The sequence below is a fragment of the Actinoallomurus sp. NBC_01490 genome, assembly GCF_036227085.1.
Classification (GTDB): Bacteria; Actinomycetota; Actinomycetes; order Streptosporangiales; family Streptosporangiaceae; genus Actinoallomurus; species Actinoallomurus oryzae.
Genome location: NZ_CP109433.1, coordinates 11321010 through 11333416, shown reverse-complemented (window position 1 = coordinate 11333416; position 12407 = coordinate 11321010). Strand labels below are relative to the sequence as shown.

At 70.5% G+C, this 12407-nt stretch carries 12 protein-coding genes and 1 pseudogene; 6 read left to right on the top strand and 7 right to left on the bottom strand.

Translation table 11 applies throughout. The features are described 5' to 3' along the window. Nucleotide 1: 1 nt before the first annotated feature. Both OG417_RS52385 and OG417_RS52380 read right to left on the bottom strand, forming a co-directional pair. Nucleotides 2-730, bottom strand: a complete 729-nt coding sequence (locus OG417_RS52385; RefSeq protein ID WP_329246816.1) for a response regulator transcription factor — start codon at nucleotides 728-730, stop codon at nucleotides 2-4. Nucleotides 731-853: 123 nt separating this feature from the next. After that, nucleotides 854-2497, bottom strand: coding sequence for an APC family permease (locus OG417_RS52380; protein ID WP_329246813.1), 1644 nt, complete (start codon nucleotides 2495-2497; stop codon nucleotides 854-856). Between the two features lie 339 nt (nucleotides 2498-2836). Here OG417_RS52380 and OG417_RS52375 point away from each other — a divergent pair, with 339 nt between their 5' ends. Further along, entirely contained in the window at nucleotides 2837-3994 is a 1158-nt protein-coding gene (locus OG417_RS52375) for an RNA-guided endonuclease InsQ/TnpB family protein (protein ID WP_329246810.1), read from the top strand. 63 nt (nucleotides 3995-4057) lie between these two features. On the opposite strand, the gene OG417_RS52370 is transcribed toward OG417_RS52375, so the two are convergent. Continuing rightward, nucleotides 4058-4264 (bottom strand): hypothetical protein, encoded by a 207-nt coding sequence (locus tag OG417_RS52370; protein ID WP_329246807.1) that lies wholly within the window; start codon nucleotides 4262-4264, stop codon nucleotides 4058-4060. Between the two features lie 135 nt (nucleotides 4265-4399). Here OG417_RS52370 and OG417_RS52365 point away from each other — a divergent pair, with 135 nt between their 5' ends. The 4 genes from OG417_RS52365 (at nucleotide 4400) to OG417_RS52350 (ending at nucleotide 8005) form a co-directional block, all read left to right on the top strand. Continuing rightward, nucleotides 4400-5308, top strand: a complete 909-nt coding sequence (locus OG417_RS52365; protein ID WP_329246805.1) for a LysR family transcriptional regulator — start codon at nucleotides 4400-4402, stop codon at nucleotides 5306-5308. Nucleotides 5309-5490: 182 nt separating this feature from the next. Continuing rightward, entirely contained in the window at nucleotides 5491-6507 is a 1017-nt protein-coding gene (locus tag OG417_RS52360; protein WP_329246802.1) for an alpha/beta hydrolase, read from the top strand. A gap of 8 nt (nucleotides 6508-6515) precedes the next feature. Next, the gene (locus OG417_RS52355) at nucleotides 6516-7367 is read left to right on the top strand and encodes an SDR family NAD(P)-dependent oxidoreductase (RefSeq protein ID WP_329246799.1); all 852 of its coding nucleotides are present in this window, start codon (nucleotides 6516-6518) and stop codon (nucleotides 7365-7367) included. Then, nucleotides 7364-8005 carry a carboxymuconolactone decarboxylase family protein gene (locus OG417_RS52350; protein WP_329246796.1) on the top strand — a complete coding sequence of 214 codons (642 nt, stop codon included), beginning with the start codon at nucleotides 7364-7366 and terminating at the stop codon, nucleotides 8003-8005. Before OG417_RS52355 ends, OG417_RS52350 begins: the two co-directional genes overlap by 4 nt. A gap of 316 nt (nucleotides 8006-8321) precedes the next feature. Here the strand turns inward: OG417_RS52350 and OG417_RS52345 are convergent. Continuing rightward, a pseudogene (locus OG417_RS52345) lies at nucleotides 8322-8432 on the bottom strand (TetR/AcrR family transcriptional regulator); the annotation flags it as partial. Between the two features lie 374 nt (nucleotides 8433-8806). Between OG417_RS52345 and OG417_RS52340 the strand changes: the two are divergent. Further along, the gene (locus OG417_RS52340; protein WP_329246793.1) at nucleotides 8807-9418 is read left to right on the top strand and encodes a YczE/YyaS/YitT family protein; all 612 of its coding nucleotides are present in this window, start codon (nucleotides 8807-8809) and stop codon (nucleotides 9416-9418) included. On the opposite strand, the gene OG417_RS52335 is transcribed toward OG417_RS52340, so the two are convergent. The 3 genes from OG417_RS52335 to OG417_RS52325 are packed head-to-tail and all read right to left on the bottom strand — an operon-like array spanning nucleotide 9415 to nucleotide 12403. Further along, nucleotides 9415-10635 (bottom strand): amidohydrolase family protein, encoded by a 1221-nt coding sequence (locus OG417_RS52335; protein WP_329246791.1) that lies wholly within the window; start codon nucleotides 10633-10635, stop codon nucleotides 9415-9417. The genes OG417_RS52340 and OG417_RS52335 overlap by 4 nt on opposite strands. Further along, on the bottom strand, nucleotides 10632-11459 hold the full coding sequence (locus OG417_RS52330; RefSeq protein WP_329246788.1) for a carbohydrate ABC transporter permease: 828 nt from the start codon (nucleotides 11457-11459) through the stop codon (nucleotides 10632-10634). The genes OG417_RS52335 and OG417_RS52330 overlap by 4 nt, the downstream gene beginning before the upstream one ends. After that, nucleotides 11456-12403 carry a carbohydrate ABC transporter permease gene (locus tag OG417_RS52325; RefSeq protein WP_329246785.1) on the bottom strand — a complete coding sequence of 316 codons (948 nt, stop codon included), beginning with the start codon at nucleotides 12401-12403 and terminating at the stop codon, nucleotides 11456-11458. Before OG417_RS52325 ends, OG417_RS52330 begins: the two co-directional genes overlap by 4 nt. Nucleotides 12404-12407: the final 4 nt, after the last annotated feature.

The window sequence follows — 12407 nt, the reverse complement described above, 5'->3', positions numbered from 1 at the left end:
CTCAGCGGAGGGGGAGGGTGCGTCCGCCGGGCCGCTCGGGCGCCGCGACGATGCGGTAGCCGACCCCGCGTACGGTCTCGATCACGCCGGTCAGTGCCAGCTTCGACCGCAGTGACCCGACGTGTACCTCCAGGGTGCGGTGGTTGCCCTGCCAGCTGGTGTTCCAGATCTCGCTGATGAGCTGCTCACGGCGGAAGACCACGCCGGGCTCGCGGGCGAGCGCCGCGAACAGGTCGAACTCCTTGCGGGTGAGCGCCACGGGCGCGCCGTCGACGCTGACGGAACGGCGCAGCCGGTCGAGCTCGATCCGGCCGCCGCACAGCGCCTGCGCCGGACGCGGGCCCGGCGGGGTCTCACCGCCGGCGCCGTTGCCCGGGGAGCGCCGCCGGCTGACGACGTGAATGCGGGCGATGAGCTCACCGACGTCGTACGGCTTCACGAGGTAGTCGTCGGCGCCCAGGTCGAGCCCGTGGATCCGCGAGCGCACGTCCGCGCGCGCGGTCACCATGATCACCGGGACGTCGCGGAGGGCGCGGATGCGGCCGCACAGGTCGAAGCCGTCGCGGTCGGGCAGGCCGAGGTCGAGCAGCACCACGTCGGGGCCGCTGTCGAGCCGCTCCAGCGCGTCGGCCGCGGAGTGCGCCAGGTCGACCTCGAAGCCGTGCCGCCGGAGCACCGACGCCAGCGCCGCCGCGACGTGTACGTCGTCCTCCACCACGAGCAGCCGCATGGCCCTCCTTCCGGACCGACTCTAGTGAGACCGGCGGTCCGTCCGCCCGCCCTTCGGGGACGCGTCGCCCGTTCTGCGCCGTGCGAGGCGCCCCTCTCCGGGGGGAAAGGGGCGCCTCGTCCGTTATGCCACTGGCGCGAACTCCTCACCCTCGGCGGTGTTCGCCCGGGCGGACTCCCCGGCCACCTCGCGGGACGGGCCGGCCCAGCCGCTGCGGACGCCCCAGACGTAGAACGCCAGCGAACTGGCCGCGACCACCGCCATGTCCACGCCGTACGGGATGAGGTCGTGCCCGCCGAACCGGTCGCTGCCCAGGGCCGACAGCAGCGCCATCCAGGCGAGGTAGGCGATCAGCCAGACGCCGGCCTTCAGGTGCGGGCCCCATCCCGCGAACCGCTGCCGCAAGCCGTAGTAGAGGTAGATCGGCAGGCCGACCGCCATGATGCCGATGACCTCACCGGTCAGCGGCCACCTCGACCAGTACATCAGCAGCGACGCGAACGCGAAGCCCGCCGGTGCGATCACCCGCAGGGCCGGCGTCCGCGTCGGCCGGGGCAGGTCCGGACAGGTCCGGCGCAGCACCGCCACCGATACCGGGCCGGTGACGTAGGAGATGACGGTGGCGACCGAGATCACCGCCGACAGGGTGCCCCAGCCGCGGAAGAGGCACAGGAAGACGAAGGCGATGACCAGGTTGAACCACATGGCCGGCTGGGGGATGCCGTACTTCGGGTGGACCCGGCCGAGGATCCGCGGGAAGTAGCCGTTCTCGTGCATGCCCTGGATCATCCGGGCGGTGGTCGCCGTGTAGGTCATGCCGGTGCCGGAGGGGGAGATGAAGGCGTCGGCGTACAGGGTGACCGCGAGCCAGTTGAGGTTCACCGCGATCGCCAGGTCCGCGAACGGCGAGTTCAGGTCGACGCCGGACCAGCCGTGGCCGAGCAGGTGGCCGGGGACCGCGCCGACGAACGCCGTCTGCAGGCCGACGTACACGAGCGCGGCGATGAGAAGCGAGCCGATGAGGGCGAGCGGCACGGAGCGGCCGGGATTGCGTGCCTCACCGGCCATGTTGAGCGGGCTCTGGAACCCGTTGAACGCGAAGACCACGCCCGAGGTAGCGATCGCGGTCAGCACCGCCGCCCAGCCGTACGGCGCGAAACCGCCGTGGTGGGAGAAATTGCCGCCGTGGAAGCCCGACGCGATCAGCCCCACGATCGTCAGTGCCGGGACGACGAACTTGACGACCATGATGAAGCCGTTGGCCATCGCGTACAGCCGTACGGTCCAGTAGTTGATGAGGAAGTAGACGACGACCAGGAGCGCCGCGATCGCCAGTCCGGTGGGGTGGAGTTCCTTGCCGTCGTAGAGGCCCTTCGCCCAGTGCCACTTCCACGAGCTCATGTACTGGACGGACGCCTCGGCCTCGATCGGGATGACCGAGACGATGGCCACCCAGTTCGACCAGCCGCCGATGTAGCCGACCAGCGAGCCGTGGGAGTACTGCGCGTAGCGGACCATGCCGCCGGACTTGGGGAACAGGGAGCCGAGCTCCATGTACGCCAGGCCGATGAGGATCATGATGCCGGCACCGATCACCCAGGCCAGGATGGCCGCGGGCCCCGCGACCTTGGCGGCCTTCCAGGATCCGAAGAGCCAGCCGGAGCCGATGATCGAGCTGAGCCCGACCATGAGAAGCGAGAACGTACCGAGCCGCCGGTGATAATCGCCGCCGCCTCCCGCCCGCTCCGGGCGTGCCACATTCGGCATGCGGGTTACCTCCCTCTCGTCGGGTGCGGTCGGGACCGCAGGAGCCTCGCGCGCGATTTGAGAGAAGGGTGCTCCCGGCCACGGAGACGGGCCAAGGTCTTTGAGCTAGATCTGAGGTTGGTGCTCGCCCGGCTTCAGCATGATCTAGCGAGGAACCCCGGTCCTTCAGGGCCGGGAGGAATCGCTTCCGTCGGGTGCGGCGTGCTAGCGCCGCCTGGGCCGGTGCTTGGGCGTGGGAGACCAAGTGCGCGCGCAAGGATGTAGGCGACGCTGTGACCGGTATGGTTATCGGCGATTTACCATCCTGTGTGACGCAGAAGAACGCTATGGTTACCTTCTGTGAAGGTCGTGGTGCAGGTAAAGCTCATGCCGGATGCCGGGCAGGCACTGGCGCTCGAACGCACCCTGCACGCGGTCAACGAGGCGGCGAACTGGGTATCGGCCGTGGCGTTCGACCACGGTCTGCCGCACCTGTACGAACTGCGCAAACACACCTATGCCGAGCTGAAATCACGGGGCCTGGGCGCACAAGCCGCCCAGCACGTCATCAAGAAGGTCCGCGACGCCTACACCACGTTGAAGGCAAACACCCGCGCCGGGAACCTCGGCAAACCGGGCTCCCATCGCCGCGTAAAAGCCGAGGCCAAACCGATCGCCTTCCGTCCTGGGGCCGCGCAGCCGTATGACGATCGGTGTTTGTCGTGGCAGTACGACGCCGGGACCGTGTCGGTGTGGACCGTCGAGGGCCGGGTGAAGAACGTTCGGTTTGCCTGCTCTTCGGGTGCGCTCAAGACGCTGCAGGAGCACCGGCAGGGCGAATCGGACCTGGTACGGCGTGACGGGGTGTTCTATCTGATCGCCACCTGTGAGGTGCCCGAGGCCGAGCGGTACGAGCCCGAGCGGTTCATCGGCGTGGACCTGGGCATCGCCGCCATCGCGACCACCTCCACCGGCTACAAAGCTGCCGGGCGGGGACTCAACCGGCACCGCAGGCGGCAGCTCGAACTACGCCGCAAGCTCCAGAAGAAGCGCACCAAGTCCGCCAAGCGGCTGCTCAAGAAACGCAGCCGCAGCGAGAAACGTCACGCGGCGAACCAGAACCACATCATTGCCAAGACGATCGTGACCGAGGCTGAACGCACCTCATCCGGCATCGCCCTGGAAAATCTTAAGGGGATCCGGCAGAGGGTACGGCTCCGCAAGCCCCAACGGGTCACGCTGCATTCTTGGGCGTTCGCCCAGCTCGCCGACTTCATCGTCTACAAGGCCAAACGGGCCGGCGTGCCCGTGGTCTTCGTCGATCCGGCCTACACCTCACAGCAGTGCTGCGAGTGCGGTCATGTCGACGACAAGAACCGGGTGAGCCAATCGGTTTTCCTCTGCCGGAACTGCGGGGTCGTTGCCCACGCAGACCGGAACGCCTCCCGCAACATCGCCCGCAAGGGCGAGGCTGTGTGGACCGCGGGGCGTGAGTCACGCGTCCCTGCCACCCCATAGAGGGGTGCTGGACGGAGGAGCCCACCCAGCAGCCAGCCGGGAGCTACCTCCAAGCCCGGCCCTTCAGGGCCGAGTCAAGTTGACCACCGGGTTCCCCACCCAGCAGGCGAGGCTCGCCGGGACCGTCGCCCCACGCCTGCGCAGGCTCACCACGACCGGGGCCGTCAGCCACTTCGCCCAGAGCAGACCGCCCACGAGAACACAGACCCCGGCCCGCACGTCGCGGCGGGAACTTCCTCGGACGTGATCCGGCGAGCCGAGTGCGGTCATGCCAGCGATCTTCCCTCGCCCGCGGGCGATCGGCCAGAGCCGCCCGGCACCTTCCCCGGGACGGCGAATCCCTGTGGTGTGAGCACCATTCGTGCCCATCGACAGTTTTGCGGCGGTTTCATGTTGAATGGCCACATGATCGACCCTCGCCTGCGAACACTGCGCGTCCTGCGCGAGGAGGGCACCGTCACCGCGACCGCCGAGGTCCTCCACCTCACGCCGTCGACGGTCTCCCAGCAGCTCCGCGGGCTCGCCAAGGACCTCGGCGTGCGCCTGCTGGAGGCGGAGGGCCGGCGCGTCCGCCTCACACCGGCCGCGTACACGGTGCTCGACCACGCCGACACCCTGTTCTCGCAGTGGGAGCACGCCCGGGCGGACCTCGCCGCGCACCGCCGGGGCGTCTCCGGCGAGGTGCGGTTCGCCGCCGTCTCCAGCGCGCTGGCCGCCCTCGTCGCCCCGGCGGCGGCACGGCTGCGGGCCGAGCATCCCGGGCTGGAGGTGTGGATGGCCGAGCAGGAGAGCGAGAAGGTGTTCGCGCTGCTGCTGGCGCACCGCACGGACATCGCCGTGGTGATACCGACCGCGGACGGCCCGCCGCCGGACGACCCGCGCTTCGACCAGCGGCCCCTGCTGGACGAGCCGCAGGACCTGCTCGTTCCGCCGGCGCACCCGCTGGCCGCCGGCGCCGCGGCGGAACTGGCCGCGGCGGCGGGCGAGTCCTGGATCGGCTCTCCCGAACGCCCCGACCAGCACCACCTGATGCTCACCGCGTGCGCCGCGGCCGGATTCACGCCCCGCATCGCCCATCGCGCCAACGAGTGGTTCGCCGTCTCGGCCCTGGTCGCGGCCGGGTTCGGGGTGGCACTGGTGCCGCGCCTCGCCCCGCTGCCGCCCGGCGACGAGGTCGTCCGTGTGCCGTTGCGAGGACAGCCGGTACCGTCGCGCCGGATCATCACCTGCGTCCGCCGGGGCAGCGACCGTCAGCCGCCCATCGCCCACGGCCTGGAGGCCCTCCGCGAAGTCGCCGCCCACCGCGCCGCCTGACCCCTGCGCCGTACGGCCGCGGCACCGGCCGATCGTTCACGTGGGACCCGGCGGCGCGCACGTGTTGACGCGGATACGGCCGAGGTTATATGAACATAACTGTTCTTGGTGAACAGTGATGTTCATAGAACGCGGAGCGATCTGGTGTCGCCGCGAGCCACCCACCCGCGAGGAGCCGTCCCATGCGCAGGAGATCGCTGATCGGGGCCGTGCTCGCCCTTGCCGGACTCGGCGCCGTCTCCGCTCCGGTCCGTGCCGCCGCCTCCGTGCCCACGATGCGGAGCGGTCACGGCATCACCGTCACCGCCGAGCACCGGGTGGACGCCCGGCGCATCGACCTGACGGTCACCAGCACCGCGGTCGCCGGAGCCCACAGCGTCCATGTCCTGTTACCCACGCATTACCGCCCGGCCGAACGCTACCCCGTGCTCTACCTCCTGCACGGCGCGCTGGACGGGCCCGACTCGTGGCTGACCGACGGAGACGCGGAGAAGCTCACCGCCGGCCGGCCGCTGATCACCGTGATCCCGGACGGCGGGCTCAAGGGCTGGTACACCGACTGGGCCCACCCGCGCGGCTCCGCGCCGCAGCGGTGGGAGACCTTCCACGTCGGCCAGCTCATCCCGTTCGTGGACGACAACCTGTCCACGATCGCGAGCCGCAGGGGACGCGCGATCGCCGGGCTGTCGATGGGCGGGTTCGGCGCGATGCACTACGCGGCCCGGCACCCGCGGCTGTTCGCGTACGCGGCAAGCTTCTCCGGGGCCCTGGACCTGCTCCACCCGGCGGTGCGCGTCACGATCGTGGGCGAGGAGCTCGGCGTCGTGCCGAACTCCGGACCACCGGTCGCGGCGGACGCGATCTTCGGCTCGCCACTTGCCGGGCTCGACGACGGGTGGCGGGCGGCCAGCCCGGCGCGGCACGTCGCGTCGCTGCGCGGCATGGGGTTGGCGATCTACACCGGCGGCGGTTCGATCACCGACCCCTTCAGCGGATTCGTGGAGAGCAACCTCCGTGACACCGCCTGGGCGATGCACCGATCGCTGAACGCCGCCGGCATCCCGCACTTCTTCGACGACTACGGCGACGGCCACGGCTATGGGCCGGGACGCTGCGACGGGGGCCACGACTTCGGTTGTTGGAAGAACGACCTGGTCGATGTGCTGCCGCGTCTCATGGCCGTCGTCTCTCACCCTTGAGGAGCCCAGTGAACGACCCGACCACGCACCGCCTGTCCGACCGCCGGATCCTGATCACGGGTGCGGCCCGGGGCATCGGTGCCGCGCTGGCCCGCCGCCTGCACGAGCGCGGCGCACGCCTCGCTCTGGCCGGGCTCGAACCGGAGTTGCTGGAGAGCGTCGCCGCGTCCTGTGGCGACGCTCCCTGGCGGCACTGCGACATCGCCGACCGGGCGGGGGTCGAGGCGACGGTCGACGACCTGGCCGCCGAGCTCGGCGGGCTCGACGTCATCGTGGCGAACGCCGGCATCGCCGCCCAGTGGCCGGTCCTCGACGGCGACCCGGAGGTGCTGGAGACGACGCTGCGCGTCAACGTGCTCGGCACGTACCACACGCTGCGCGCCGCCGGCCGGCACATCTCCCACCCCCATGGGTACGCCCTGGCGATCGCCTCGCTCGCCGCGGCCGTCCACGCGCCGCTGCTCGGCGCGTACAGCGCGTCGAAGGCGGCGGTCGAGGCGCTCGGGGACACGCTGCGGATCGAGTTGCGGCACACCGGCGCGAAGGTCGGCGTCGCCTACTTCGCCGAGCTGGACACCGAGATGACGCGGCGCGGCTTCGGCACGCGCGCCGCCGCCGCGATGGGCGGGCACCAGGGCACCTTCACCGGGGTGACGCCCCTGCGGGCGGGCGTCGACGCGCTGGAGCGCGGGATCACCCGCCGGTCCCGCCGCGTGTACGCGCCCCGCTGGGTCGGCCCGGTGCTGGTCGCGCCCGGCGTCGCCCAGCGCGTCGTGGAGAAGGTCGTACGGTCCCGCCTCCCGACCGCGCTGGAGATCGCCCGCAGCGAGCGCCCGCCGTTCACCACCGAACAGCCATGAGCGAGCGAAGCGAGCTCACGAGACGCGTCGCGGCGGGCGGGGTGAGCCCGCTGGCCCGGATCGTCGCGTACGGGGCGGGCCGGCGGGCGGGCACCGCCCCGGTGCGGCTCTTCCTGGTGCTCGGCCGGCACCGCCGGCTGTTCACCGGGTGGCTGCACTTCGCCGGCCGGCTGATGCCGGGCGGGCTCCTGCCGCGTCGCGAGACCGAGCTGGTCATCCTGCGCGTCGCTCACCTGTGCGGCTCGGCGTACGAGGTCGCGCACCACACGCGGCTGGGTCGGGCGGCCGGGCTGGGCGAGGCGGACCTGCGCCGGGTGGCCGACGGTCCCGCCGCGGACGGGTGGACGGCGCGAGAGCGCGCCCTCCTGGGCGCGGTGGACGCGCTGCACGCCGAGCATGACCTGGACGACGCGGCCTGGACCGAGCTGAGCCGCCACCTGAACGAGCGGGAGCGGATCGAGCTGTGCCTGCTCGCCGGGCACTACGAGATGCTGGCCACGGTCATCCGGACGCTGCGGATCGAGCCGGATCCGCCCCGTCGCCGACGAGCCCGCGCAGCAGCCGCATCACTGGTTCGCGCAAGGTGGGCAGCTCGCGGTCGCGGCCGTGGACCAGCTCGGAGGCCACCAGCTGGCTGACCGCTCCGACCATCATCCGCGCGGCGAACTCCGGGTCCGGCAGCCGCTTCCAGGCGGGATCGTCGGCGAAGTTGTCCAGCAGGCTCTGGACGAAGCGCTCCTGCACGGCGAACCGCTTGCGCTGCGCCTCCGGGCCCGCGGCGTACGACTCCAGGAAGAACACCCGGGCGAACGTCGGCTCGGCGGCGAGCGTGCCGAGGTAGATCTCCAGCGCGTGGTCGAAGGACGACCACGGCCCCTCGTCGCGGGACAGCTCCTCCTCGAAGAACCGCTCCAGCACCAGCGAGCTCCGGTCCAGCACGGTCAAGAAGCAGTCTTGCTTGCCGGAGAAGTGCTGGTAGAACGTCTCGCGCGAGACCCGGCTCCGCTTGAGCACGTCCGCGACCGAGGTCTGGGCGTAGCCCTTCTCAGCGACGGACTCGGCCATCGCCAGCAGCATCCGCCCACGTTGCGAGGTGCGCACGGCGTCGCGGGACAGATGGTGCCGTCCCCGGGGGAGCGTCGCGTACGGACCACGTTCGTCCACATTGCCAGCCTAGTGCCGCGTTAGGCCCCGGAAAACGTCACCGCGCCGGTCACTCCGCCCGGAGCCACGACCGACGGAGCGTCCGGTCAATATACGTCGCTCGTTGACAGGATCATACCCAATATAGAACTAAAAGTCATCCGTCGAGTTAAGGTGTCCGGATTGTCCTTCCTTGTGATACTTATTTGCTATGTCTTACCGCATGTATCACGGCTCCGGGAGTTCGCGTGGCGCGGCATGATTCCGCCGAGCTGAATATCGTCGTCCGCCTGTTGATGGTCGTCGCCGGGCTGGCGCTCAACGGCGTCGGAATCGGTGCGCTCATCCAGGCCGGGCTGGGGCTCGGTGCCTGGGACGTCCTGCATCAGGGGCTGTCGGACCACACCGGTCTGAGCTTCGGTGTCGTGGTCATCCTGGTGACCGTCGCCGCGCTGATCCCCTGGTGGCCGCTCCGCGAGCGCCCGGGCGTCGGGACGATCCTCAATGTGTTCATCGCCGGAATCGTGATCGACTGGGTACTCGACTGGACCTCGCCGGCGCACGCGCTGTGGCTGCGAATTTCGCTGATGATCGCCGGAGTGGCGATATTCGCCCTGGGGCAGGGAATGTACCTGGCTCCGCGATTGGGGGCCGGTGCACGTGAGGGTCTCATGACCGGAATCAATCGTAAGTTCGGCATTTCCATCCGGCTCTCGCGCTTTCTTATCGAGGCGAGTGTGCTCGTCCTCGGCATCATTCTCGGTGGATCGATAGGGCTGGGAACGGTGGTCTTCACCGTGGCCATCGGCCCGTCCGTGCAACTGGCCATGCGGATCTGCGGCTACCGGGAGCGGACCACCGGCGACGAGGTCACCAGGCCGGTCGCCGCCGGCGCGCCGGGACGCTAGAGGGCGACCTCGCCGGCCACCTCCGTACGCGCCACCACCCGGCCATGACGCCACACGATGCGGTCGTTCGGAGCACGGGCGACCGCATCGCCGGGGCCGTCGGCCCGCAGCGCCACCAGGTCCGCGACCGCGCCCGGCACCGGTCCCGCCGGCGGCAGGCCGAGCAGAGCGCGTGCCCGCGGTCCGACCATCGCCGCGGCCACGGACACCGGCTGGTGTCCCGCGGTCACCAGCAGGGAGGCGGTCTCGAGCGGGTCGCACCGGCCCATCGGGTTGAAGGGATCCTGGACGTTGTCGGATCCGGCCGCGACGGTGACCCCCGCCGTACGCAGAACATCGATCGCGGTCAGACCGCGAACGCCGCGCCGCGCGCCCGATCGGCCCTGCAGGTACAGGTTCGTGGACGGCAGCGCGACGACGCCGACTCCGGCCGCCGCGACCTGCCCGGCGACCTCGCGCGCCCGCCCGGCGGGCAGGCTGCCCAGCGACACGCAGTGCGCCGCCGTCACCGGCACCTCCTGCTCGCGGGCGTGGCGGGCCACCTCGGGCAGCGTCAGCACGGACGGGTCGGTCGACTCGTCCACGTGCAGGTCCACGCCGCATCCGCGTTCGGCCGCGACCTCGAAGCAGGTCGCGAGGGCCTGGGCGGGGTCGGCCTCGATGCAGGGGTTCCCCCCGATCAGGTCGGCGCCCGCGTCCACCGCCCGACGCAGCAGGGCCCGATGGGCGGCCGCGCCGCCTTCCGGCACGGCCGCGTGCGCGACGACCTCCAGGCGGACCACCCCGGCGACGTCGTCCCGCAGGGCGGCGAGCACTTCGACGGCGATGACGCCGGAGAGCGGTCCGCAGCCGGTCTGGCAGCGTACGACGGTGGTCCCGGCGGCGACGAATCGCCGCAGCGCCGACAGCGCCCGCGCGCGGATGTCGCCGGGCCGCAGGTCCGCGAAGACGCTGGAGTACCCGTCCATCGCGCCCGCGAGGTCGCCCGCGCGGTTGACCGTACGGTCGGCGGTGAACGCCTTGTCGAGATGGATGTGGGGCTCGGCGAAGGCGGGGAGCAGCAGCCGGCCGTCGAGTTCCACGACCGGCTCACCGGGCAGCGGGGTGAGCGCGCCGACGGCCTGGACGACCCCGTCGCCGACGCGCACGTCCGCCTTGCCGCCGTCGGCGAGGTACCCGCCGCGCAACAGCTCCGTCGCCGGGCGGTCCGGCGTCATCCCTTCACCCCGCCACCGGCGATCTGCGTGAGGTAACGCTGCAGGAACGCGAAGATGAGCACCACCGGGAGGGTCATCAGGACGCCGCCGGCGAGGAGCTGCCCCCAATCCGTGGTGTACTCACCGATGAGGGAGTCGAGGCCGACCGAGAGCGTCCGCTTCTGGTCGGTGTTGATGAAGGTGTTCGCATAGAGGAACTCATCCCACACCAGGATGATGCAGAAGGCGCCGGCCGCGGTGACGCCGGGCAGCGCCGGCGGCAGGAGCACGCGCCACAGTGCCCTGAAGTGACCGCAGCCGTCGATGAGGGCGGCCTCCTCGATCTCCACGGGCACGGTCAGGAAGTAGTTCCGCATCATCCAGACGCAGAACGGCAGCGCGAACGTCACGTATACGAGCACGAGCCCGTTGCGCGCGTCGAGCAGGCCGATGCTGCGCAGGATCTTGTACAGCGGAACCGCCATGAGGACGGCGGGGAACATCTGCATGCTGACGATCGACAGCAGCAGCAGGCGCTTCCCGGCGAACTTGAACCGCGCCAGGGCGTAGCCCGCGAGGATGGCGACGAACAGGGCGAGCACGGTGGTCACCACGGCGATGACCGCGCTGTTGACGAAGTACAGCAGGAAGTTGCCGCTCTCGAACAGGCTCGTGTAGTTCGTGAGATAGAACTTCTTCGGCAGGACGTCGTTGACGACGCCGTTCAGCTCCTGCGGCTGTTTGAAGCTGGCCAGGAGCATGTAGAGGAACGGACCGGCGAAGACGAGCACGGCCACCACGGCGCTGACGTACGTCAGGATGCGGGATGCACGGAAGGCCTTCACGACTTGCTCCCCTTGCGTCCTTCGACGACATAGAAGTAGACCGAGCTGGTGATCAGCAGGAAGGCGAACAGGATCATCGCGATCGAGGCCGCGCGACCGAGGTCGAACTCGGTGAACGCATAGCGGTAGGCGAGCGTCGTCAGCGTCTCGGTCGAACCGGCCGGCCCGCCCTTGGTGAACATCCAGATCCCGTTGAAGTTGTTGATCGAGTAGCCCACCGTCAGCAGGCCGGCCAGCGCGATCGAGGTGCGGATGCCGGGGATCACGACGTAGCGGAGGCGCTGGATGCGGCCCGCGCCGTCCAGCATCGCCGCCTCGTGCAGCTCCTTCGGCACCGTCTGCAGGCCGGCCAGCAGGATCACCGCGACGAAGGGCGTCCACTTCCAGGTGCTCAGCAGGATCAGGACGGGCATCGCGGTCGACTGGTCGGCCAGCCACTGGGGTGAGGTCGACACGATCCCGAGGCCGGTCAGGACCTGGTTGAGCGGCCCGGAGGTCGGGTCGAGCAGGTAGCGCCAGACCAGGGCCACCACGATGGACGGCACGACCCAGGGGATGATCACCACGCTGCGGAACACCGCGCGGCCCGCCAGCCGCTGATGCATCAGCAGCGCGAGCGCGAATCCCAGCACGAGCTGGAGCACGAGGTTCGCGGCGCCCCACACCACGGTGTGCCAGACGGCGGACAGCAGCGCGCCGTCGGTGAGGACGGACCGGTAGTTGTCCAGGCCGGCGAAGTGGTCGGCGTCCGGATGCGTCAGGACGTTGTGCTGGAAGCTGGTCCAGATCGCGTCGACGACCGGATAGCCGAGCACGCCGGCCATCAGGATGAGCGCCGGGGCCAGGTACCACCAGTGCGGCCGGACCCGCCGACGCCGGCGGCGCACCGTCGCGGGCCGTTCCGCCCGGTCCGTCGCCGGCCTCTTGACGTGAGTCACTGCCATCTGA